This window comes from Micromonospora polyrhachis (assembly GCF_014203835.1).
GTDB classification, from domain to species: domain Bacteria; phylum Actinomycetota; class Actinomycetes; order Mycobacteriales; family Micromonosporaceae; genus Micromonospora_H; species Micromonospora_H polyrhachis.
Window position 1 is genome coordinate 2,005,897 of sequence record NZ_JACHJW010000001.1, and the last position, 23,565, is coordinate 2,029,461.

The 23,565-nt window shown below is 68.7% G+C and carries 19 protein-coding genes and 1 other RNA gene; 5 read left to right on the plus strand and 15 right to left on the minus strand.

Going from position 1 to position 23,565, the window contains the following annotated elements; translation table 11 throughout:
- Positions 1 to 81 precede the first annotated feature (81 nt).
- Positions 82 to 1,692: a benzoylformate decarboxylase gene (gene mdlC, locus FHR38_RS08240; protein WP_184534113.1), complete on the plus strand. Its 1,611-nt coding sequence runs from the start codon at positions 82 to 84 to the stop codon at positions 1,690 to 1,692.
- A gap of 60 nt (positions 1,693 to 1,752) precedes the next feature.
- Here the strand turns inward: mdlC and FHR38_RS08245 are convergent, their stop codons facing one another.
- From FHR38_RS08245 to pruA, 8 genes are all read right to left on the minus strand, one after another.
- Complete coding sequence (locus FHR38_RS08245; RefSeq protein WP_184534114.1) at positions 1,753 to 2,700, minus strand: hypothetical protein; 948 nt, start codon at positions 2,698 to 2,700, stop codon at positions 1,753 to 1,755.
- Between the two features lie 154 nt (positions 2,701 to 2,854).
- Positions 2,855 to 3,230: a transfer-messenger RNA gene (gene ssrA / locus FHR38_RS08250) on the minus strand.
- A gap of 216 nt (positions 3,231 to 3,446) precedes the next feature.
- Positions 3,447 to 3,923 carry an SsrA-binding protein SmpB gene (gene smpB / locus FHR38_RS08255; protein ID WP_184539397.1) on the minus strand — a complete coding sequence of 159 codons (477 nt, stop codon included), beginning with the start codon at positions 3,921 to 3,923 and terminating at the stop codon, positions 3,447 to 3,449.
- Positions 3,924 to 4,043: 120 nt separating this feature from the next.
- Positions 4,044 to 4,919, minus strand: a complete 876-nt coding sequence (ftsX, locus tag FHR38_RS08260) for a permease-like cell division protein FtsX (protein ID WP_184534115.1) — start codon at positions 4,917 to 4,919, stop codon at positions 4,044 to 4,046.
- A 145-nt stretch (positions 4,920 to 5,064) separates the two neighbouring features.
- Positions 5,065 to 5,745 carry a cell division ATP-binding protein FtsE gene (gene ftsE, locus FHR38_RS08265; RefSeq protein ID WP_184534116.1) on the minus strand — a complete coding sequence of 227 codons (681 nt, stop codon included), beginning with the start codon at positions 5,743 to 5,745 and terminating at the stop codon, positions 5,065 to 5,067.
- Between the two features lie 118 nt (positions 5,746 to 5,863).
- Complete coding sequence (gene prfB, locus FHR38_RS08270) at positions 5,864 to 6,985, minus strand: peptide chain release factor 2 (RefSeq protein WP_184534117.1); 1,122 nt, start codon at positions 6,983 to 6,985, stop codon at positions 5,864 to 5,866.
- 114 nt (positions 6,986 to 7,099) lie between these two features.
- Entirely contained in the window at positions 7,100 to 7,615 is a 516-nt protein-coding gene (locus FHR38_RS08275; RefSeq protein WP_184534118.1) for a PadR family transcriptional regulator, read from the minus strand.
- A gap of 398 nt (positions 7,616 to 8,013) precedes the next feature.
- Positions 8,014 to 9,642 (minus strand): L-glutamate gamma-semialdehyde dehydrogenase, encoded by a 1,629-nt coding sequence (gene pruA / locus FHR38_RS08280; RefSeq protein WP_184539399.1) that lies wholly within the window; start codon positions 9,640 to 9,642, stop codon positions 8,014 to 8,016.
- A gap of 286 nt (positions 9,643 to 9,928) precedes the next feature.
- On the opposite strand from pruA, the gene FHR38_RS08285 reads away from it, so the two are divergent.
- Positions 9,929 to 11,143: a hypothetical protein gene (locus FHR38_RS08285; protein WP_246446381.1), complete on the plus strand. Its 1,215-nt coding sequence runs from the start codon at positions 9,929 to 9,931 to the stop codon at positions 11,141 to 11,143.
- A gap of 57 nt (positions 11,144 to 11,200) precedes the next feature.
- On the opposite strand, the gene FHR38_RS08290 is transcribed toward FHR38_RS08285, so the two are convergent.
- Positions 11,201 to 11,713 carry a DUF6912 family protein gene (locus FHR38_RS08290; protein ID WP_184534119.1) on the minus strand — a complete coding sequence of 171 codons (513 nt, stop codon included), beginning with the start codon at positions 11,711 to 11,713 and terminating at the stop codon, positions 11,201 to 11,203.
- 216 nt (positions 11,714 to 11,929) lie between these two features.
- Here FHR38_RS08290 and FHR38_RS08295 point away from each other — a divergent pair, with 216 nt between their 5' ends.
- Both FHR38_RS08295 and FHR38_RS08300 read left to right on the plus strand, forming a co-directional pair.
- Complete coding sequence (locus FHR38_RS08295; RefSeq protein ID WP_184534120.1) at positions 11,930 to 12,160, plus strand: helix-turn-helix domain-containing protein; 231 nt, start codon at positions 11,930 to 11,932, stop codon at positions 12,158 to 12,160.
- 139 nt (positions 12,161 to 12,299) lie between these two features.
- Positions 12,300 to 12,950: an Rv3235 family protein gene (locus FHR38_RS08300; protein ID WP_184534121.1), complete on the plus strand. Its 651-nt coding sequence runs from the start codon at positions 12,300 to 12,302 to the stop codon at positions 12,948 to 12,950.
- Positions 12,951 to 13,034: 84 nt separating this feature from the next.
- Here the strand turns inward: FHR38_RS08300 and secA are convergent, their stop codons facing one another.
- Positions 13,035 to 15,890: a preprotein translocase subunit SecA gene (gene secA / locus FHR38_RS08305; protein WP_184534122.1), complete on the minus strand. Its 2,856-nt coding sequence runs from the start codon at positions 15,888 to 15,890 to the stop codon at positions 13,035 to 13,037.
- Positions 15,891 to 16,062: 172 nt separating this feature from the next.
- Here secA and FHR38_RS08310 point away from each other — a divergent pair, with 172 nt between their 5' ends.
- Entirely contained in the window at positions 16,063 to 17,334 is a 1,272-nt protein-coding gene (locus tag FHR38_RS08310; RefSeq protein ID WP_184534123.1) for a GNAT family N-acetyltransferase, read from the plus strand.
- A gap of 90 nt (positions 17,335 to 17,424) precedes the next feature.
- Here FHR38_RS08310 and hpf read toward each other — a convergent pair whose 3' ends face one another.
- The 5 genes from hpf to mtrA all read right to left on the minus strand — a co-directional run bounded on the left by hpf (position 17,425) and on the right by mtrA (position 23,449).
- Positions 17,425 to 18,081 (minus strand): ribosome hibernation-promoting factor, HPF/YfiA family, encoded by a 657-nt coding sequence (gene hpf / locus FHR38_RS08315; protein WP_184534124.1) that lies wholly within the window; start codon positions 18,079 to 18,081, stop codon positions 17,425 to 17,427.
- A gap of 282 nt (positions 18,082 to 18,363) precedes the next feature.
- Positions 18,364 to 19,092, minus strand: coding sequence for a ComF family protein (locus FHR38_RS08320; protein WP_184534125.1), 729 nt, complete (start codon positions 19,090 to 19,092; stop codon positions 18,364 to 18,366).
- Between the two features lie 70 nt (positions 19,093 to 19,162).
- On the minus strand, positions 19,163 to 20,992 hold the full coding sequence (locus FHR38_RS08325; protein WP_184534126.1) for an LpqB family beta-propeller domain-containing protein: 1,830 nt from the start codon (positions 20,990 to 20,992) through the stop codon (positions 19,163 to 19,165).
- A gap of 5 nt (positions 20,993 to 20,997) precedes the next feature.
- Entirely contained in the window at positions 20,998 to 22,704 is a 1,707-nt protein-coding gene (gene mtrB, locus FHR38_RS08330) for an MtrAB system histidine kinase MtrB (RefSeq protein ID WP_376771392.1), read from the minus strand.
- Between the two features lie 55 nt (positions 22,705 to 22,759).
- The gene (gene mtrA, locus FHR38_RS08335; RefSeq protein ID WP_184534127.1) at positions 22,760 to 23,449 is read right to left on the minus strand and encodes an MtrAB system response regulator MtrA; all 690 of its coding nucleotides are present in this window, start codon (positions 23,447 to 23,449) and stop codon (positions 22,760 to 22,762) included.
- Positions 23,450 to 23,565: the final 116 nt, after the last annotated feature.

Here is a 23,565-nt window from a genome sequence, read left to right on the forward strand (position 1 = left end):
ATTCTTCCGCTACACCCGATTAGGGTGATGTGAAACGCAATCGCGGATGGCTGCGGTGCGCCGAAGGTGGGGGGGGCGGTCATGGCAACGGTGCGAGACGTGACCTACGACCTGCTGCGCGACCTTGGCCTGACCACCGTCTTCGGCAACCCCGGCTCCACCGAGGAACCCTTCCTCCAGGAGTTCCCCGCCGACTTCACCTACGTACACGCCCTCCAGGAGGCCTCGGCGGTCGCGATGGCGGACGGGTACGCCCAGGCGACGGGCAAGCCCGCCCACGTCAACCTGCACACCGCCCCGGGCACCGGCAACGGAATGGGCAACCTGGTCACCGCCTGGCACAACAAGACCCCGCTGATCGTGACCGCCGGACAGCAGGCCCGCCCGATGCTGCTGCTCGAACCCCGACTGACCAGTCCCCGGGCGACCGAACTGGCCCAGCCGTACATGAAGTGGAGCTACGAACCGGTCCGGGCCCAGGACATCCCGGCGGCGGTGATGCGTGCCTACGCCATGGCCGTACAGCCGCCCGCCGGGCCGGTCTTCCTCTCCCTGCCCCTGGACGACTGGTACCAGCCGGCCGACGGCACCCCCGTCGTACGTCAGGTGAGCACCCGGATCGCCCCCGACCCGCAACGGCTACGGCACTTCGCCGACCTGCTCGCCGGAAGTCGTACGCCGCTGCTGGTGACCGGCGCGGCGGTGGACCGGGGCGGCGGCTGGCCAGCGGCGGTACGGCTGGCCGAGAAGCTACGCGCCCCGGTGTGGTCCTCGCCCGCCCCGGAACGGGCCGGCTTCCCCGAGGACCACCCGCAGTTCCAGGGCGTCCTGCCGTACGCGATCGGGCCGCTCGCGGAGCGGCTGCGCGGCCACGACCTGGTGTTGGTGGTCGGGGCACCGGTCTTCCGCTACTACCCCTACGTGCCTGGCGACTACCTGCCCCCGGGCACCCGACTGTTGCACGTCACCGACGATCCGGACGAGGCGGCCCGTGCCCCGGTCGGCGACAGCCTGCTCGCCGACGCGACACTCACCTGTACGGAGTTGGCCGAGCTGCTTCCCGACTCGGACCGGCCGATGCCCACACCCCGCCAGCCGGCACCGGCCCCGGCCGACGGGCTGCCCCTGTCGCCGGAGGCGCTCTTCGCCACGCTGGCCGGCAACTGGCCGACGGATGGCGTACTCGTGCAGGAGACCCCGTCGAACCTGACCGCGTTACGCCGGTACCTGCCGATCACCCGCCCCGCGTCCTACTTCACCATGGCCAGCGGCGGGCTGGGTTTCGGTCTGCCGGCCGCGATCGGTATCGCCCTCGGCGAGCGGGACACCGGCCGGAACCGCCCCGTCATCGCGGTCATCGGCGACGGTTCCTTCCAGTATTCGATCCAGGCGCTGTGGACCGCCGCGCAGCACCGACTACCGGTGGTGTTCGTCGTGCCGGTGAACTCGCAGTACGCCATCCTGAAGGCGTTCGCCGAGTTCAAGCACACGCCCGGGGTGCCCGGTCTGGACCTACCCGGGTTGGACATCCCGGCGATTGCGACCGGCTTCGGATGCCGGGCGAGCCGGGTCGAGACGCCCGACGAGATCGGCGAAGCACTGCGTACCGCCCTGGCCGCCGACGGACCCACCGTGCTCGCCGTACCGATCAGCACCGAGGTGCCGCCGATCCTGGAGGGTGCCGGCCGCTGACCTGGCCTGTTGTAAAGGAAGGGGTCAGCGGTGGGTGAGCAGCAACGGTGCGCGCCGGGGTCAGCTGTGGGTGAGCAGCAACGGTGCGCCGGTGACCGCGTCGAGCAAGGTACGGGCCCCCAACGGCGTGTCGAGGGTGACCGTGACCGGATGGATCACCAGTTGCTCGGTGCACACCCCGCTCGGCCGGGTCACCCGGCCGCCGACCACGACCGTGTCGTCGCGTTCCAGCACCAACGGGGTGATGTCCTTGTCGCAGGCACCTACACCGAGCCGGTAGGTCAGTTTGTTTCCTTCCACGGCGGCGACACTCTGCGCCGAGACGAGCTCCGTGCCGGGCTGGACCGGCGCCACGGACGGCGACGGTACCGCTGCGACCACCGAGGCCGCGATCGCCACCCGAGCCACCGGCGAGGACAGTTCCTCGACCGTGAACAGCCAGGCTGGCACCTGGGCCTCGCCCCGACTGGTACGGATGGCGACGGTGCCGAGCTGAGCCCCGGTCACGGTCAACGGGATACACGCAGTGCTCGGCTCCGAGCTGACGCTGCCGTCCGGCCCGGTCGTGGTGGTCGGCGGTGGGGTCGCCGGCCGTCCCGGGCATCGTGGTGGGTCACCCTGGTCGATCTGCCGGTACGCGTCAACGGCGCTGACCAGCGGCACGGTGAGGGTGCCGTCCGGGAACTTGATGGTGCCATCGGCCGGGCTGGTCGACGGCAACTCGATCTGCTGGCGGTACCAACCGGCGAGGAACGCCTGCCGGGTGTCGTCGGAGAACTTCGGGTCGGCTGGCAACACGGTGGCGTCCTGCAACGGGACGTACCCGGTCTGCCAGGGCTGGCGGTTCGGGGCGGCCTGCCAGGCGGTCGCGACGTCCACAGCCCGCTGTTCGAAGCCGGCCGCACCTCGGTCCGGCAGCGAGTCGGCGGGGGTGGGTCCGGCCTGCTGCGCGCAGGCGGCGATCGTCAACAAGAACGGAAGGCCCAGCAGGGCCGAGAACCGGCGCATGTCAGGTCAGACGTGATCGCCCCTGACCCGGTTCCACCGGCCGGACAGAGACCCTCGAAAGGGTGAATAGACCCGCTGGAGGGGGGACCGGGCCCCTTCTGAAGAGGGGAACGCACTGCGGCCCCGGTCGAAATGACCGGGGCCGCAGTATCGTCCGTGGAGGTGCCGGGAATCGAACCCGGGTCCTTCGGCGCCTTGTCAGGGCTTCTCCGAGCGCAGCTCGCTATGCCTCTACTCGGCCCCTCCGATCACGCGAGCGAGTCGGTGTGACGGGCCCAGTCGCTGATTGATCTCGCCGCACGAACCCCGCGACCGGGTTCGATTGGCCAGCCCTCTAGCTGATGCCGGCAGACTGGGTCGAAGGCACTCCCAGGCCGACAGACTTGCTACTCGCCTCAGGCGGCGAGAGCGAAGTCAGCGCGATTTTGCTTGGCGCTTATTGGTTTCCGACGACCGATTCACGAGACGACGTCGGCTTCCTCGGCTCGCTTCCCCTGCCGCAACGTACGAAGTCGAAACCAGTCACCCCCTAGTTGGCTGCCACTGTCTGTCGCAGCTATCCAAGACTAACGCCTCCGACGCTCGATCTCATCCCGGATATCGCCGGGTCGACCTCGGGACCGGCCGACTGAACCGACAAAAACCCGCAAATGTGATGAACGTCTCAGAGTTGACGAGCTGATCTCACACCCGACCGGCTGGTCTCACACGTGACGGGCTGATCTCGACGCAACGGGCTGGTCGATTCACTCCATACCCTTGCCGCGACGGCCGGCAGCCCGCCGTATCTCCCGGTCGGCGTCCCGTTTGGCCAGGTCCTGCCGCTTGTCGTATGACTTCTTGCCCTTGGCGAGTCCGATCTCCACCTTGGCCCAGCCGTCGGAGAAGTAGACCGCCAGCGGCACCAGGGTAAGCCCGGTCTCCTGGAGCTTGCCGGTCAACCGGCTGATCTCGATCCGGTTGAGCAGCAGCTTGCGAGTACGCCGAGGCTCGTGGTTGGTCCAGGTGCCCTGGGTGTACTCCGGGATGTGCATCCCGTACAGGAAGAATTCACCGTCGCGCTCCTGAGCGAAGGCATCGACCAGCGAGGCGTGACCGGCGCGTAGGGACTTGACCTCGGTTCCGGTCAGCGCCAGGCCCGCCTCGTAGGTGTCGAGGATGGCGTAGTCGTGACGCGCCTTCCGGTTGGAGGCGACGACCTTCCGCCCCTTCTCCCGTGGCATCTTGCGTCCCCACCCCTTCCGCTCCTCGCCGGACAGCCGCGCCATGCTACCCCGAAAGGAAGGGCCCCCTGTTATCGCTTTTTGCCGCGGAAGGGGCCCTTCCTTCACCTCAGGGCGAAGCTACACCCGCAGGTAGAACCGCAGGGTGACCCAGGCGGTAAGCGCGCTGAACAGGCCACCGACGCCGGCCATCAGCGGGAACATGAGCAGCACGCTGCTCCATTCCACCGGGGTCAGCAACGTGGTCAGGTCTCGCAGGGACCCGTCGAGCAGGAAGACCTTGGCCACCACCAGGGCACCGAAACTGAGGATCGAGCCGATCAGACCGGCCACCACCGCCTCCAGCACGAATGGTGCCTGGATGAACCAGTTGGAGGCGCCGACCAGTTTCATGACCGCCACCTCGCGGCGCTTGCTGTAGGCGGCGACCTGGATGGTGTTACCGACCAGCAGGAGCGCGGCGATCGCCATCACCGAGGCGGCGATCAGGGCCATCTTCTGTACGGCCCCGAGAATGGCGAAGATCTTGTTGAGGAGCGTCCGCTGGTCGACGATCTCCTCGACGCCCTCCTTGTCCTTGAAGCCCTGGTAGATCTGCTCGTACTGCTGGGGGTCCTTCAGTTTGACCCGGAACGACTCGGGCAACTGCTCCGGCTTGACGTTGTTCACCAGGTCCGGGGCGTCCCGGAACATGTCCTTGAACTGCTCGTACGCCTCCTCCTTGGAGACGTACCGCACCTCGTCCACGAGCGGATCGGCCTTCAGCTGCGAGTCGAGGTCGACACGCTGCGCTTCGGGAATCGAGATGTCGAGGAAGACGGCCACCTCGAACTTGTCGAAGTACCACTCCTTCATGCTGTTGACCTGCAGATACATCAGGCCGCTGGCACCCAGCATGGTCAACGACACCGCCATCGTGATGATCATCGCGATGGTCATGGTCACGTTGCGCCAAAGCCCGACGAGCACCTCGGACAGGACGTATTTCAAGCGCATCGGGGGTTCCTTCCGGATCTCCGCAAAGAGTTGTTCGTCGTCATCGACCGGAATCCGGCCTCCGCGTCACCGGACCTAGGGGTGACGCTCCGGGCCGAACGGAGGTCGGGTCAGTGCCAACCGGTCGGCGCGCCGCAGAGCCGGCTCACCCGTACACGCCACGGGCCTGGTCACGTACGATGCGACCGCTTTCGATCTCGATGACCCGGCGACGCATCTGGTTGACGATGTTGGAGTCGTGCGTGACCATCACGACGGTCGTACCGGTGCGGTTGATCCGGTCCAGTAGGCGCATGATCTCGATGGAGGTGTCCGGGTCGAGGTTTCCGGTAGGCTCGTCGGCCAGCAGGATCAGCGGCCGGTTCACGAACGCCCGGGCCACGGCGACACGCTGCTGTTCACCACCGGACAGCTCGTGCGGGTAGCGGTGTTCCTTACCGCCGAGCCCGACCAGTTCCAGCACCTCTGGCACCACCCGCCGGGCAACCGCCTTGGTCTTGCCGATGACCTCCAACGCGAACGCGACGTTCTCGTAAGCCGTACGGTTCGGCAGCAGCCGGAAGTCCTGGAACACGCAGCCAATCGAGCGTCGGAAGGCTGGTCGCTTCCAGGAGCGCATCGCGGTGACATCGCGGCTGTTCACGACGACCCGCCCTTTGTTCGGCGTGACCTCGTGCAGCAGCAGCTTGATGATCGTCGACTTACCGGAGCCGGAGGGACCGATGAAGAAGACGAACTCACCCTTCTCGATCGACACCGAAACGTTGTCCAGCGATGGCCGGGACGCCTTGGGGTACGTCTTCGTCACTTGCTCAAGCTGAATCACGGGTGGTGAGTCTACGCGCTGTGACAAAAACGCCAAGTCCGACGCCCATGCTCCCCGCCCGGTTTGTCGGGAAGGGAGCATTCCCTGGTCAACGGCCCTGGCATGAGCCCGATTCGGATCAGCGCGCCTCGGCTTCGAGCTGCTGCTGCTTCCGCCAGCGGATTCCCGCTTCGATGAAGGCGTCCAGTTCGCCATCGAAGACGGCGGTCGGATTGCCGGTCTCCTGCTCGGTTCGCAGATCCTTCACCATCTGATAAGGGTGCAGAACGTAGGACCGCATCTGGTCGCCCCACGAACCGGCCACGTCGACCTTGAGTCCTTCGAGCTTGGCCTGCTCCTCCTGGCGCTTGCGCTCCAACAGTCGGGCCTGGAGCACCCGCAGTGCCGACGCCTTGTTCTGTAGCTGCGATTTCTCGTTCTGGCAGGTCACCACGATCCCGGTCGGAATGTGGGTGATCCGGACGGCGGAGTCGGTGGTGTTCACGCTCTGCCCACCGGGGCCTGACGAACGGTAGACGTCGATCCGCATCTCGTTCTCGGGAATGTCGATGTGGTCGGTCTGCTCGGTCACCGGCAGCACGTCCACACCAGCGAAGCTGGTCTGCCGCCGCCCCTGATTGTCGAACGGGCTGATCCGCACCAACCGGTGCGTACCCGACTCGACGCTGAGCGTGCCGTAGGCGTACGGAGTCTTGACCGCGAAGGTCGCCGACTTGAGCCCGGCCTCCTCGGCGTACGAGGTCTCGTAGACCTCGGTCGGGTAGCCGTGCCGCTCGGCCCAGCGCAGGTACATCCGCAGCAGCATCTCCGCGAAGTCCGCCGCGTCGACACCACCGGCACCGGCCCGGATCGCCACCAGCGCCTCGCGGGAGTCGTACTCCCCGGACAGCAGGGTACGAACCTCCATCTCCTGGATCGCCTTGCCCAACCCGCCGATCTCGGTCTCGACCTCGGTCAGGGCGCCGGAGTCACCCTCGGCCTCGGCCAGCTCCAGCAGCACGTGCGCGTCGTCGAGCCGGGAACGCAGGGTCTCCAGCTTGCTGATCTCGCCGTTGACGTACGACAACTTGGAGGTCACCTGCTGGGCACGGGCCTGGTCGTCCCACAGGTCCGGCGCGGAGGCCTCCTCTTCGAGCTTCACCTTGTCCCGGCGCAGCCGGTCAAGATCCAGCACTGCCTCGATGTTGCGCAGCGTGGCGTCGAGGTCCTTGAGCTGTTCGGCGTAATCGGCAGCGGTCACGACAGTCAAGAGTACGTGGCCCGGTCCGAGACCAGGGCACCTGCCACGACCATCGACCCCACCAACGCCGTCGTCGACCCCCACCCAGCCGGACAGCCCGCCATTCGCGGTCGATCAGCCGGTAGGTGCGGTCTTCAACCAGGACAGCGCGGCCTTGTGGTAGGCGACAGCGAACTCCAGGGCGGCGGCCCCGTAGGCGTCCCCCGCCTTCTTCGCGTCCTTGGCCTGCTCACGGGCACTGGCGAGGGCCGCGGTGTGGTATTCCCCCGCCGTGGCGTAGAGGCTGCGCAGCTGGTTACCCGAGTGCTGCTCACCGAAGGCGACCCGCAGGGCGATCGGGTTGCGCACCGTACCTCCGGTGGGGTTCTCGACCAGCCAGCGGGAGAAGGTTCGCTTGCCGGCGGCGGTGATCGCGTACGGCTGGCTGGAACGGGGACCGGGCTTCCCGAGCCGGACGTAGCCCTGTTCGGCCAACGCTGGCAGTTCCCGGTAGACCTGACTGCGAGTCATCGACCAGAACGGCGCGAGCCGACGTTCGGCGGCAGCCATCAGTTGCCCGCCGGTCATCGGTCCTTCGTGGAGCAGCCCCAGGAGCGCGGCTGCGGTTGGGTTGATTCCAGATTCCGCCATGCCCCATACGCTGCCACTTTGCAGTCGCTCCGTCCAGGATTTGACACAATCACCACCGGGTCGTGTTCCTATGTGCACTGTCTGTGGCGGACTGTCCGGTGAGGACGATCGATATATTCGAGCGAAGTGGGTCTATCGAACGGCGCGTGACGAGACGCGCCCCGACGGGGCGACTCACGCCCAGAACCACCGAACAACGCCAAGGCTGACCCGGGGCACCCCAGGCTGCCCCAACGGGCAAACTACCGCAAATGGTACCATTCGCCGCATCACGCCAATCAGGCTAGACAGATCCAACGGATCTCGTGAGCAGTTCGCCGGGGACCACGCGGGCCGCCCGAGCGATTCCCCGGCTGGCTGCCCCGATCGGGGATTTGCCGCCGGACACCTCCACTAGCTCAGCCCATGTGCGGGTACCGGTGGTCCGTCGCCGGCAGGAAGGTCTCCTTGATCGTCCGGGGTGACATCCATCGCATCAGGTTGTGCCAGGAGCCAGCCTTGTCATTGGTGCCACTCGCTCGGGCCCCACCGAACGGCTGCTGCCCCACCACCGCCCCGGTGGGCTTGTCGTTGACGTAGAAGTTCCCGGCCGCGTACCGCAGCTCCCCGGCCGCCCAGTCGACCACCCGGCGGTCGGTCGCGAAGATCGAGCCGGTCAACGCGTACGGGGCCACCGCCTCGGCCTGCCGCACCACCTCCTCGAACCGGACATCGTCAAAGACGTGCACGCCGAGGAGCGGACCGAAGTACTCGGTGGCGAACGACTCGTGCTCCGGGTCGTCGCACTCGAACAGGGTCGGTTCGACGAAGTAGCCCACCGAGTCGTCCGCGCTGCCCCCGGCCAGGATCCGGCAACTACCGGCACTGGAGATCAGGTCGAGCGCGGCGGCCTGTCGAGCGAACGCCCGAGCGTCGATCACCGCGCCACCGAAGTTGGTGAAGTCGGTGACGTCGCCGTACCGCAGCGACTCCACGGTTGCCACCAGCCGATCCCGCAGCCCACCCTCCCAGAGCGAGCGGGGCAGATACGCCCGAGACGCGGCCGAGCACTTTTGTCCCTGGTATTCGTAGGCTCCCCGGATCAGCGCGGTGTGCAGGGCGTCCACGTCCGCACTGGCGTGTGCGACGACGAAGTCCTTACCCCCGGTCTCGCCGACCAGCCGCGGATAGCCGCGGTAGTTGGCGATGTTCTGCCCGACCGTTCGCCACAACTGCTGGAACACCCGCGTCGACCCGGTGAAGTGGATGCCGGCCAGGTCCGGATCGGCCAGGACCACCTCGGATACCGCGAGCCCGTCACCGGTAACCATGTTGATCACGCCGGGTGGAAGGCCGGCGGCCTCGAACAACCGCATCGTGAAGTGCGCGGCGAACTGCTGGGTCGGTGCCGGCTTCCACACCACGGTGTTGCCCATCAGGGCCGGCGCGGCCGGCAGGTTCGCCGCGATGGCGGTGAAGTTGAACGGGGTGATCGCGTAGACGAACCCCTCCAGCGGCCGATGGTCGAACCGGTTCCACGTGCCGGGCCCGGAGGCCGGCTGCTCGGCCAGCAGCTTCCGGCCGAACGAGACGTTGAACCGCAGAAAGTCGATCAGCTCGCAGGCAGAGTCGATCTCCGCCTGGATGACCGTCTTCGACTGCCCGAGCATGGTCGCGGCGTTGAGCGTGTCCCGCCACGGCCCGGCGAGCAACTCCGCCGCGCGGAGGAACACGGCAGCCCGCTCCTCGAAGGACAAATCACGCCACATCGGGGCGGCTTCCTTGGCGGCCGTCACCGCCGCCAGCGCATCCGCGTTGGTTGCGTTGTGGGTGACCCCCAGCACGTGCTGATGCCGGTGCGGCTGCACGACATCGATCGCCGCGCCCCCGCCGATCCGCTGCTCACCGCCGATGGTCATCGGCAACGACAGCTGGTCGGTAGCGAGTTCCCGGAGCCGCCGGTGCAGGCTGGCCCGCTCGGTGCTCCCGGCCCCATAGTCGCGGACCGGTTCGTTGCGTGGTTCCGGTACGGAGAAGACACCGTCCATCACAGGCTCCTGGTCGATCTCGACGACGATGACGAACCCGGATCCGCCGCTACCGGCCCCAAGGTTGGTCGGAGACACGGCGGGACCCGCGCCAATCATCCCATCGACCGCCGACATGTCCGACCCCACGACCGGGCGGTGTCACCCCGGCACCCGCACGGACCGGCACCGCGCGGGCCACACAGGATGCCCGCGTACGCTGAACAGCCGGCGGCCCACGAACGCCGTGTCCCGTCTCCACCGCCAGACCGGTGCGGCGACCCGGGCACCCGTTGAAGGGGAGAAGATGACGAAGCAGTCCGGTGCCACCGAGGTCCCGCACCCCGAGAGTTCGATCGAGCCCGAGCTGACCAAGGCGGACGACCCGGTCACGGCCGATCCGGCCGGGGCGGACGACCCGACCGCAGCCGAGCCGGCCGGAGCGAACGACCCGGACGCCGAGCTGACCGGCGCGGACGACCCGGACGCCGAGGACGATCCGGTCCTGGTGGCCGACGACGACGCGTCGTCCCCAACCGAAGATCCTGAAGTGGTCGGCGCCCCCGCCGCGAGCATCCTCGCCGTTCTCGCCGTCGCCTGGCTCGCCGCGATGCTCTGGTCGGCACAGCGGACCATCTCCTCGTCCAGCGTCGACGCGATGACGATCACCTCGACCGCGTACGCGCTGCCCGGGGTGATCTCCGCCAGCCTGATCGGCGGTGCCGCCGTCGGGCTCACCCTGACCAACCTGCTGGCGCACTGGGGGGTGACCCGGGCCACGCCACGCTTCGCCGGGGCGGTCGGTGGCGGTCTCGTCACCGGCCTACTCGCCGCGCTCGCCGTGACCCTCAGCTACGGTGACGGCCCAACGATCATGGTGCTCGCCGGCACCGCCGCCGCGGCGGCCACCCTCGGTGGCATCGCTGGAGGTCTGCGCAACGCGCCACCGGTTGGCGCGGTGGTCACCGCCGCCCTGGCGGCGTACGTGGTGGCCCCGGTGCTGAACCTCTTCGAAGGCCCGTTGATGGACCTGTACGGTGCCGGCGAGACCGAGGCGTCCCGACTCGCCGCCGCCAACTGGTACTCCCGTACCGGATGGATCATCAGCGGTCTGGTCGCCGGTCTGGTCGCGTTCGGCTACCTGCGGTGGGCCCGGCGCCGGGTGCTGACCCGTGACCCCGGGTACGCCCCGCTGCGCTGGACCGGTTACCTGGTCGCGGGTGCCGGGCCGGGCCTGCTGCTGGTCATCGCGGAGATACTCACCCGGACCGCCGGGGCCCGGGTGCTGGAACTGGCCGGTGCGCTCAGCGAAGCCGACCGGGCGGTGCAGAGCATGCTCGGCACCTCTCGGGTCGACTACGCGCTCGGGGTGCTCTTCGTGGGTGGGTTCGTCGCCCTCATCGCCTTCGGCCGTACCCTGCGTCCGGCAGCGCCGGATCCCGTGGCGGAGGCGGGAGAGGTGGACCCGGCGCAGCCCGAGAAGCAACCTGCGGTCGGCGCTGGCCGCCCGCACGGCGACTAAACCCCGACCTGGGCCGAGCCGGCTCAGCCGGCCTCGTGCGCCTCGTGCAGGGCACGCTCAGCCGGCCTCGTGCAGCAACAGATCGAGTTCGGAGACGTCGTACCACTCCAACTCGTGATCCTCGGTGCCGTCGACGGTGAACTGAGCGTCCGGGTCACCGGCCAGCGCCTGCTCCACCACCGCCGTGGCAGCGGCGACGGCGTCGACCGCCTCCGAACCGTCGACGTGGAGTGCGGCGACCGACCGGGGGTCGATCGGGCCATCCACCCGCACCGTGCTGGAGCCGAGTTCCGTGTCGGTACGGTGCACCCGATCAGCCGGCAGGTCCACCGAGACCACCACCCGCCGCGGCGGGGCGGCCGGGTCGGCATGCAACAGCCGCAGCGCGCTCTGCGCGGCCCGGGTGAAGGCGACGTACTCCAGTTCTTCCTCGTCCCCCTCGGCGTACCACTCCCGCAGGGTCGGCGTGACGGCGTGCGCCTCGGCGACGGTGAGCACCCCGACCCGCCGTAGCTCGGCCAGGAGCGGAACGGTGGCCGGGATATACACCCGGACGGCTTGCTGTGACACCACTGGAGGACTCCTGGTTCGCCGTTGCGCACGGCCTCGGCCGCGCGGTGCCGACCACGTACGACACCGTCCCCTGTCCTACACCGGACCGGCCCGGCCGCCAAACTCATCCGTCCCGGGTGTGTCCAGCGCCGCCCCAGGTCGGGCCTTCGCCGTGGAGGCAACCAGGTGGTCGATGGCAAACTGGGGCAACCGCCCACTACCCCGGGAGTGCATGTGACGCCCAGGTTCCTGCAGTTGTCCGATGTGGCCGCCGAGCTGAACGTGTCGGACTCGCAGGTCTACCACATGGTGCGCAGCGGCGAGTTGCCCGCGATCAAGGTAGGTGGCCGGGGTCAGTGGCGGGTCGAACGCGCCCGGCTGGAGGAGTACATCGAGCAGAAGTACGCCGAGACCGCCGACTGGGTACGGAGCAACCCTCTCGTCGAACGCGAGCCAGATCAGTAATAGATCGCCGCATTTCCCGCGATTGCCGCGGTCGAGCCTGACCTCTATCACCGACCGCATTGACGCCTGCCATCACGTTGGCTACAAATAGAGCCTGTCGGAGGCAAACGAAGGCAAACGCAAGATCACGAGGAGCGGGATGCGCGCCGTCCGGTCCAGGCCCCCAGTCCGTCCAGCCGTACGGCTGCGTGCCGCACCACCACTCGACCCGCCCTACGACGACGACTCCACCCCGCCGACCTGGTCCAGTGGCTCCACCGACCAGCTGCCCTTCGAGCTGACCTCCGCCCGTGGCAGCCGACCCGGCCGGGGACGACCACCGGGCGGCCCACCCCTACCCACGGGCCCGCCCACACTGCCGGTCGAGGCGCTGGCCACCGCTTCGACGGCGGCCCGACAGGCGGCCCGTCGGTTCCTCGGCACCTGTCTGGAGATCCTCAACGGCTACCGACCGGCGAACCAGATCCGGCCATTGGTCCAGCCCGCCGACGCCACCGCGATCATCGGTCAGCTAGCCGTCGGCAACCGCCGAATGGCCGCGCAGCCTGGCCCGGTCAATCGCCCCACCGGCCAGGTCAATCGTCCTGTCGGCCCGGTCAATCGTCCTGCCGGCCAGATCAATCGCCCCGCCGACGTGGTCCGGCTCCGCCTGCTTCGGGTCTGCGAACCCCGACCCGGGGTGGCGGAAGCGGCGGCGGTGCTGCATGCCGCCGGTCGGAGCTGGGCGATGGCGTTCCGGCTCGAACGCCGCCAGGGCACCTGGCTCGGTACGGTGATCCAGCTGCTGTGAACCGTGGCGGGCAGAACCGACGAGACCCGAGGCTCCACCTGTTGTACGAGGTGGAACCCCGGGTCCCCTGGTCGCTGTCTCCGGTCAGGCGGCCCCGCCCGGCGCGCCGTGGCAGCGCTTGTACTTGCGGCCCGAGCCGCACGGGCAGGGTGCGTTACGCGACGGGCCGTTGCCGCTACTCGCCTGGCTCGACGCGGGACGCCGGGCACCGGGCGGTACGGGCGACGACTTGCCCACCCCCAGAGCCGGTGCCTGCGACTGCGGCTGCTGCACGGTCACCCCGCCGGCTCCCGCCTCGCCATCGATGGTGGGGGCGGAGTATTGCAGGCCCCTGGGCTGGGCAGACCGGCCCAGGCCCTTGGCCCGGATCTCGACCGGCGGCTGGTTGAGCACGACCGGGGCCTCCTCCTCGGCCGGCTCCGGCTGCGCCTCCTCGACCTGGACGTCCAGGTTGTAGAGGAAGCCGACCGTCTCCTCCTTGATGCCGTCCATCATGGTGGCGAACATGTCGAAACCCTCGCGCTGGTATTCCACCAGCGGATCCCGCTGGGCGTAGGCCCGCAGCCCGACGCCCTCCTGGAGGTAGTCCATCTCGTAGAGGTGCTCACGCCACTTACGGTCGATGACCTGGAGCAGCACCATCCGCTCCAGCTGCCGCAGGGCCTCCGTACCGAGCTGCTCCTCGCGCCGCTCGTAGGCGGCGTGCGCGTCCTCCTTGAGCTGGGCGGTCAGGAAGTCGGCGTCCAGGCTGTTGCGCTCGCCACCGGCCTCCTCCTCCAGGTCCTCGATGGTGACGCCGACCGGGTAGAGCTGCTTGAGGTTGGTCCAGAGCTGCTCAAGGTCCCAGTCCTCGGGGTAGCCGTCGGAGGTCGCCCCGGCCACGTAGGCGGTGATCACGTCGTCGATCATGTTCTGTACCTGGTCGTGCAGGTCTTCTCCGTTGAGCACCCGGAGCCGCTCGGCGTAGATCACCTGGCGCTGCTTGTTGAGCACCTCGTCGTACTTGAGGACGTTCTTGCGGATCTCGGCGTTCTGGCCCTCGATCTGGCTCTGCGCGCTCTTGATCTGGCGGGTGACCATCTTCGACTCGATGGGCACGTCCTCCGGGATGTTGAACCGCTCCATCACGGCCTCGACCGCACCGGCCCGGAACCGCTTCATCAGGTCGTCCTGCAACGAGAGGTAGAACCGGGACTCGCCCGGGTCACCCTGCCGGCCGGACCGACCACGCAGCTGGTTGTCGATCCGCCGCGACTCGTGCCGCTCGGTGCCCAGCACGTAGAGCCCGCCGGCGGCGGCGACCTCATCGGCCTCCGCGTCGCACTCCTGCTTCCACCGGGGCAGGATCTCCTCGTACGCCTTCGCGTAGTCGTCGGCGTGCTCGACCGGGTCCAGGCCCCGCTGGTGCAGCTCGTTGGCGGCGAGGAACTCGGGGTTGCCGCCGAGCAGGATGTCGGTGCCTCGACCGGCCATGTTGGTGGCCACCGTGACCGCACCCTTACGGCCCGCCTGCGCCACGATCTCGGCTTCCTTGGCGTGGAACTTGGCGTTCAGGACCGAGTGCGGAATGCCCCGGCGGCGCAGCAGTTGCGACAGGATCTCGGAGTTCTCCACCGAAACCGTGCCGACCAGCACCGGCTGGCCGATCTCGTGCCGCTCGGCGATGTCCTCCACCACCGCGTTGAACTTGGCCTTCTCGGTCTTGTAGATGACGTCCGGCCGGTCGAGCCGCACCATCGGGCGGTGGGTCGGGATGGTCACGACACCGACCTTGTAGACCTTGTTGAACTCGCCCGCCTCGGTCTGCGCGGTACCGGTCATGCCGCCGAGCTTGTTGTAGAGGCGGAAGTAGTTCTGCAGGGTGATGGTGGCGAGGGTCTGGTTCTCCTGCTTGATCTCCACGCCTTCCTTGGCCTCGATGGCCTGGTGCATGCCCTCGTTGTAGCGACGGCCGTGCAGGATGCGGCCGGTGAACTCGTCGACGATCAGGACCTCGCCATCGCTGACGATGTAGTCCTTGTCGCGCTTGTAGAGTTCCTTGGCCTTGATGGCGTTGTTGAGATAGCCGACCAGCGGCGTGTTCACCGACTCGTAGAGGTTGTCGATGCCGAGCCGGTCCTCGACCTTGGCGACACCGCGCTCGGTCACCGCGATCGTACGCTTGGCGTGGTCGACCTCGTAGTCGCCCTCGCCGTCCTTGCCCGCCTGCAACCGGGCGACCACCCGGGCGAACTCGCCGTACCAGCGGGCCGAGTGCTCGGCCGGGCCGGAGATGATCAGCGGCGTCCGGGCCTCGTCGATCAGGATCGAGTCGACCTCGTCGACGACGGCGAAGTTGTGGCCCCGCTGGACCAGTTCCTCCTTCGACCAGGCCATGTTGTCGCGCAGATAGTCGAAGCCGAACTCGTTGTTGGTGCCGTAGGTGATGTCGCACTCGTAGGCGGCCCGGTGCTCGGAGGAGGGCCGGTTGGGCAGGACCACGCCGACGCTCAGCCCGAGGAACTCGTGCACCCGCCCCATCCAGGCGGCGTCCCGCTCGGCGAGGTAGTCGTTGACCGTGATGACGTGTACGCCCTTGCCGGAGAGCGCGTTGAGGTAGACCGCCATGACCGAGGTCAGGGTCTTACCCTCACCGGTCTTCATCTCCGGGATGTTGCCGAAGTGCAGCGCGGCGGCACCCATCACCTGCACGTCGTAGGGACGCTGGCCGAGCACCCGATGCGCCGCCTCCCGGGCGGTGGCGAAGGCCTCCGGCAGCAGGTCGTCGAGGGTCTCGCCGGCCTCGATCCGCTCACGGTACTGATCGGTCAGGCCACGCAGCTCTTCGTCGGTGAGGTCGACGTAGTCGTCCTCGATCGAGTTGACGGCAGCGGCGATCGCCTTGAGCCGGCGCACCATACGGCCTTCGCCAGCGCGGAGGAACTTTTCAAGAATCGACACGGATCAACGCTCCCCTAGACAGTCTGCCGAACCATCGTAGGCGCTGTATCGGGCCATTCGTCAGCCGCGCCGCTGACCAGGTTGATCGAATCCGACATTCCACCCCGCTCGCCCCGATCCACGGGGCGAAAATCGGTTACGCCGAGTGCGAACAAACCGCAAGACTCGACGGATGGAACCCACCGAACTCCGCGCCGACGGCCTGCTGCTGCGCCCCTGGCGGCCCGACGACGCCGACGCGGTGTACCGCGCCTGCCAGGATCCGGACATCCAGCGCTGGACGACCGTACCCGCGCCGTACCTGATGGAACACGCCGTCGGGTTCGTGGGCACCATGGCTCCGGCCGGTTGGGCACAGCAGACCTCCGCCCCGTTCGCCGTCTGCGACGTCGAGACCGGCGAACTGCTCGCCTCCTGTGGTCTGGTCACCATCGACCCGGTCCTACGCTCCGCCGAGGTGGGCTACTGGACCGCTCCCTGGGCCCGGGGGCGTGGGGTGGCGGTCCGCGCGACCCGGATGGTCAGCCGGTGGGCCTTCGACGTGCTCGGCCTCCGACGGCTCATCTGGCAGGCCGAGGTGGGCAACCACGCCTCCCGCCTGGTGGCACTGCGGGCCGGCTTCCAGATCGAGGGCAGACTGCGGCTCGCCGACCCCCACCCGCGAGGCGGGCCGGACGGCTGGGTGGGCTCGCTGCTCCCCGGTGATCTGACCGGACCGCCCACGCCAGCGTCGGCCAGCCTCGACTCGCGCGCAGCCGAGCCGACCGACCCCGACTCGCCGGCACCGGGGCCAGCCGGCCCCAGATTGCTCGAAACCCGCCGGGCCGGTGTCTTCGGTCGGCCCCAGCCGACGCTGGCCGGCACCGCCGGAGACGTCAAGATCCAACTGCGGCCGCTGGCCGAGCGGGACGTTGACGCGATCGTCGCCACCTGCCGTGACCCGGAAACCCTGCGTTGGACCAGACTGCCCGATCCGTACCAGCGCTCCGAGGCGGAGTCGTTCGTCCGGGACTTCGGCCCGACCGCCTGGGCCCGGGGCAGCGGTGCCGAGTTCGCCATCGTCGACCCGGACGACAACTATGCCGGGTCGATGTCGTTGCGGCTCTCACCGACCGATCCCGGCCTGGCCGACGTCGGGTTCATGGCCGCACCGTGGATACGCGGCCGAGGCTACGTGCCGGCCGCGCTGGTGGCGCTCTGCGACTGGGGATTCGAGACATTGGGGCTGGACCGGATCGAGTGGCGGGCCCACGTCGGCAACACCGCCTCCCGACGGGCCGCGGAGAAGGCCGGATTCGTGTTCGAAGGCACCGCCCGGAGCGCCCTGAACCAGCGGGGGCGACGAGTCGACGCGTGGGTCGCCGCGATGCTGCCCACCGACCGGCAGCACAGCGAGCGGCAGCACAGCAACCAGCAGCCCACCGACCGGCAGCACAGCGACTGACCACGTACTCGCGTTGGTGGCGGGAATGACCAACGGGTCAGGCCGACCGGACCTCCGATCGGCCTGACCCGTCGGGTCGTACCGCTCGGGTCAGGTCCCGAGGGAGATGATCCCGTAGTCGTACGCCTTACGCCGATAGACGACCTTCGGCCGCCCGGATTCCTTGTCGAGGAAGAGATAGAAGTCGTGGCCGACGAGTTCCATCTGGAACAGCGCATCGTCGACGGTCATGGGCTCGGCCGGGTGCACCTTTTCCCGGGCGATGTGCCAGGGCTGGTCGTCGTCGTATTCGTCGTAGACCGGATCCGTGTCGGCAAGATAGGCCGACTCCTCGGATCGCTCTGGCGGCGCCTCCAGGGTGGCCAGCGAGCCGACGGCACCGGCTTCTACCACCGGCAGGTCCGCCGTGGCGGCGGCGACGGAGACCGGTGCGCGTCGACCGTGGTGCACTCGGCGGCGATCGGCGGCCCGGCGCAGCCGGGTGTCCAGCTTCGTGATCGCCACATCCAGCGCGCTGTAGAAGTCCTTGGCGCAGGACTCCGCACGGATGACTGGCCCTCGGGAGACACAGGTGATTTCCACTCGCTGACAGTGCTCGGACTGTCGCGGGTTGCGCTCGTGAAACAGTTCGATGTCAACACGAATCAGCTTGTGGTCGTACCGTTCGATCTTCGCAAGCTTGTCGGCGACATGAAGCCGGAAATGATCCGGAACCTCGACGTTGCGGCCCTTGACCACGATATCCACGGGTGACCTCCAAATGATCGGATGGTCGGGTTGAACTCCTTTTCCGGCCGCCGATCCCCCGGGTCTTCCCTTCGGCGTCGGCCGGTTGTTGACGGCACGCCTCCTTTCGGCGCCGGGGGCGGGTGAACACCCTTGGTACCCCTGGTAAAACAAACGCTAACGCTTCTTTCCTACCCAGTCACCCCTCCCCGGCAAGACCTTTCGAGAAGATTCCCACATCCGCCACGATCAGGGGAAACGGACGATACGCAGAGTCATCGGGCGTGTCACCGCCTGATTTCCTCAGCTCGGGTGTAGGCGCCGGACCAGGGCAGACCGTCGCTGGGTCGCGGCGAGTACCGCCGCCGCGTGCACCGCGATCCCATCCCCGACCAGCAACCGGTTGACAGCCGCCAGCGTCGACCCGGTGGTCACGATGTCGTCCAGCAACACCACCACCCGACCGGTGGCCGACCGACGCAGCGCCGGCACCCGAGCGGGTGGTAGCCGGAACGCCGATGCCGCCGCCGCGCTCCGGCCCACGCTGTCCAGAGCTACCGAGTCGGGCCGAGGGAGGGCGACGAGCGGCCGGGCCACCTCGACCGGCCAGGCGGCCCGACGCAGCCGGGCGGCGGCGTGCCGGGCGAGCCGACGCAGATGGTCCCCCTGCCGGGTACGGACAGCCCGCGCGGTGGCCGGCACCGGCACCAGCAGGACCGGCCGACGGTGCCCCACCGTTGCTGCCACCACCTCGGCGAGCAACTGCCCCAATGGCCGGGCCAGCCCGTGCCGACCCCGTTCCTTGTACGACAGCAGCGCCTCCCGCAGTTGGCCGTCGTACGGGCCGAGGGCCACGCAGGCGGGCAGGCCGGCTGGGGCCGGGCTGGGGCGTACCGCCCGGGGACGCAGTGCCTCCAGCGCGCCGGCACAGTCAGCACAGACGCCGTACCGCAGCGGGGTCCGGGTGGCCCGACAACCGGCGCACTCCGCCGGCAGGAGCAGGTCGACCAGTTCGGTCCAGACTCCGGTCATGTCGGTCCGCCGTCCGATCGGTGCGCCGGGTTCGATCAGTAGAAGAAAGTTCGATCAGAAGAAGGTTCGGTCAGAAGAAGAAGAACGGGGCGGTGGGGTTGCGCGCCCCGGTCACGGCCGGCGTGCTCCGGTCGGCGACCTGGTCCGGACCGATCCGCTCGAACGCGGAGAACCGCTCCGCCCGGGCGATCGAGTTCGCCTCGTACATGACCCGGCCGACGGAGGGCCGCTCCACCGGGTTGTCCGGGTAGGTGGCGAGGTGGGTCACCCGCGCCTCGGTGTCGTTCTCGAAGGTCAGCTCCAGGGCCCCGTCGACCGTGATCTCGTAGATCACCGGCCGGCCCCGGACCCCGGCGACGACGAGGGAACTCTCCCCGCTCCACTCCACCGCGGAGAGGTCCGCCAACGAGGTGACCAGACGTCGGGCCGGTCCCGGGGTGGCGACACCGTTGTCGACCGTCAGGGCCGCGACGTACAGGCCGCCGCCGGCGATGAACGCGATCCGGTGCCCGTCCAGGGACACCCCCACGGCGGAGACATCCGAGGGGGCGTTGGGCACCTTGACCTCGGTGAGCTTGGCGTCCGTACCGAAGCGGTAGAGCTTGCCGTCAGCCACGATCAAGCCGACCGACTGCGCGGGGTCCGTCCCCTTCAGCCAGACCGGCCGGCTCATCGAGCCGTACGTCTCGGCGCCCTGGACGAAGTCCTGCACCAGGTCCCTACCGGTACCGGTCGACAGCCGCCGCCGGTCGTCGCCGGTCCTGGTCACCAGGGCCGCCAGTACGCCGGCACCGCCCCGGTTCAGGGCCGCGGAGACCACATTACGGTTGCTCGCCGCAGCGATGGGCACCGACGCGGCGGTGGTGCCGGGGTCCAGCAGCGCATGCACCGCATCGTCGTAGACGCAGAACCGCTGCGGGTTGTCGGGCAGGTGGTAGGCCTTGTTCTCCTTGCGGTAGGCGTAGGCGTCGATCATCCTCCGACTCTGGTTACGGATCTTCAGTTCGATCTCGTTGCTCAGGTCCTGTAGCGACCAGGCGAGTTGGATGGCGAGCCGATCCAACTCGGCCTCCTCGTCCGGCCCGGCCAGGGTGGAGAGGTTGACCTCGATTCGATCGCCGTTCTGCAACACGTTGCCGATCGAGTCCGTCCCCTCGGGTAGCCGGAGCGCGGCTGCGGTCAGCCAGTCGGCCGGGCCACCGGTAAGCCAGTCCAACACGGTGTTCGCCCGCCCCTGGCGGGGTAGGGCCAGCGGCAGGTAGCGCATGTCCGGCACCAGTGCGGACCGGTCTGCGTTCCAGAAATAGATCATCTGCTGCTGGTAGTAGGTCTTCAGCGCCTGGGTGCTCATCAACAACACCGGGGGCGCTTCGAGCAGGTGCAGCCCCGGACTGGGCGTCTCGTTGGCACCGGATCGGTCCCGGCCGACCCGGAAGGTGTACGACGATTCGGTGGCCACCGGCGGGGCGAGGGTGCCGTCCGCGCGGAGCACCCCGACCTGCTGCACCCGGACGGTGACCAGGTAGCTGCCGCTCTCCTGCTGTTCTTCGGAGCGGGGCGTCTCCTCGGTCGGCCGCACCACGTTGATCGCGACGTCACTGCCCTGCTTCTCCCGCATCGCACCGCGTTGGTTCGGTGCGATGAAGGCGGTGACCCGGCCGTACGCACCGCTGGTCTCCCCCGCCGCCGCCTCCAGGAAGTTGCTCACGAACTGTTTGGGGTCGTCGAGACTGTCCAGCCGGTCGGGCGGCTGGCTGCCGATCCCGTCCACCGCGCCGTACTTCTGGGCCGGGCCGGGGCCGGAGACCTGCACCCCGGTCTCGTCGGGAATGCCGCAGCCAGCGACCCCCGTGACGAGCATCGTCGCCGCGGTCGCCGCCGTCAGGAGTCGACGCGTCATGTTGCCTACACCTCCGCTCGGGCGTCCTCGCCCACCACCGGGGCCGGGCCGATCGCCAGGGCCCCGCCGGGTCTCCGTACCGGGCCCGGACCGGTCACCGCCGCGTCCTCCGGCACCAGCCGCAGCGGTGAACTGGTCAGCCGGTCGCCGGCCCGGGCCGGCAGGGTGAGCCGGAACTGGGCCCCCTGGCCCGGGGCACCCCACGCCTCCAGCCAGCCGCCGTGCAGCCGGGCGTCCTCCACACTGATCGACAGCCCCAGGCCGGTCCCGCCAGTCTGCCTTGCCCGGGACGGATCGGCTCGCCAGAACCGGTTGAAGACCAGTTTCTCCTCGCCCGGCTTGAGGCCCACCCCTCGGTCCCGGACGGTGACCGCCACCGCGGTCTCGTCCGCGCCCAGGGTCACCTCGACCGGCCGCCCCTCTCCGTGCTCGACAGCATTGCCGACCAGGTTACGCAGAATCCGCTCCACCCGGCGGGGGTCGACCTCGGCGATCACCGGGGCGTCCGGCACCCGTAGCTCCAGCGCCACCCCGGCCCGGTCAGCCACGGAGCCCAGCCGGTCCACCACCCGCTGCACCACCGGTACGAGATCGGTCGGCTCGCTGTCGAGCACGGCGAAGCCCGCGTCGAACCGGCTGATCTCCAGCAGGTCGGTGAGGAGGCTCTCGAACCGGTCCAGCTCGGCCTGAAGCAGTTCGGCGCTGCGGGCCACCGCCGGGTCGAACTCGTCGCGCTCGGCGAAGATCAGATCCGCCGCCATCCGTACGGTGGTCAGCGGCGTACGCAGTTCGTGGGAGACGTCGGAGGTGAACCGCCGTTGCAGGCGGGACATCTCCTCCAGCCGGAGGATCTGGCTCTGCAGGCTGGTCGCCATCTGGTTGAACGACGCCGCGAGCAGGGCCAGGTCGTCCTCGCCGGTGACCGCCATCCGCTGGTCCAGCAGGCCCGCCGACAGCCGCTGGGCGGTCCGGGCGGCGACCCGGACCGGGTTCACCACCAGTCGGGTGACCAGTGCGGAGACCAGGCCGAGCAGCAGGACAAGAGCGACACCGGTCGCCAGCACCGTGGAGCGTGCCTGGGCGGCGGTCTCGTCCTGCCGGTTGAGCGGTACGAAGTAGTAGAGCTCCACCTGCCCGAAGCGGGTCGGCACCGGCGAGCCGTAGACGAGGTACTTGAGCCGACCGCTGCCGAGATCGCCGGTGCGGATCTGGTGCGCCACCTGGCCGTTGGCGACCACCTGCCGCAGCTCAGGACTGATCATGGGACGGACGTCGACGGTGGGTGAGGTGGCGGTCTTGATCGAGCCGGGGTGGTGCTCGGCGGTCAGCGCCACCACCGCGCCCCCGACCTGCTTCGGGTCGCCGCCGGCCAGGTAGTCGACGGTGCGCTCGAAGGTGCGTTGCAGGTTCGACTCGTAGGCCCCGGTGTGGATGTCCAGCTGGTTGGTGGCGTAGTCCCGCCCGCTCTCCAGCCGCACCTTGACGTCCTCGGTGGCGTTCTCCAACAGGATGTTCGTGATGTTGTCAGCCACCAGATAGGCGAAGCCGCCGACCAGCAGGCTCGATGCGACGAGGGTGATGCTGACGACGCGCAACTGCAACGATCGGCGCCACGTCCGGCGTAGCCCGGCGAAGAGTGCCGCGCTACGGGCGACCACGGCGTGCCAGAACGCCCGCAGCCGGGTGAAAAGGGCGGTCACGCGTCGGGTCACAATGCTCCCAGGCTATCCGGTGCTCCGAGATGCGGCCGCACTATCGCCGGCCGACCTACCCCGTCCCGGCCTTGTAGCCCACCCCACGGACCGTCAGGATGATCTCCGGCCGCTCCGGATCGGGCTCGATCTTGGCGCGAAGCCGCTGCACGTGCACGTTGACCAGGCGAGTGTCGGCGGCGTGCCGATAGCCCCAGACCTGCTCCAGCAGCACTTCCCGGGTGAAGACCTGACGCGGTTTACGAGCCAGGGCGACCAGCAGGTCGAACTCCAGGGGAGTCAGTTTCACCTCGTCGCCGTCCCGGCTGACGGTGTGCGCCGGCACGTCGATGTTGATCTGGTTACCGGGGGGACCGATCGTCAGCATCTCCGGTGCCGCGTCTTCGCCACGTCGCAGCCGGGCCCGCATCCGGGCCACCAGTTCCTTCGGCTTGAACGGCTTGACGACGTAGTCGTCGGCTCCCGATTCGAGGCCGAGGACGACGTCGACGGTGTCGCTCTTGGCGGTCAGCATCACGATCGGGACCCCGGACTCCGAGCGGATCGCCCTGGCCACGTCGATGCCGCTCATCCCGGGCAGCATGAGGTCCAATAGGACGATGTCCGGGCGGCTCTCCCGGAACGCGGCCAGTGCCCGCTCACCGTCCGCCACGAAGGAGGGCAGGAAACCCTCACTACGCAGGACGATGCCAAGCATCTCGGCCAGCGCAGGATCGTCGTCCACCACCAGAACCCGGGCTCTCATGAACCTAATATTTCATCCCTGATCCGGTTCATGGGAACCGCTCCACCTGTCACCAGCTTCGAGCCGTGCCAAGATCCCGACAATCCCGGACTTGTCATACCGGGTCGTGCCGGCAA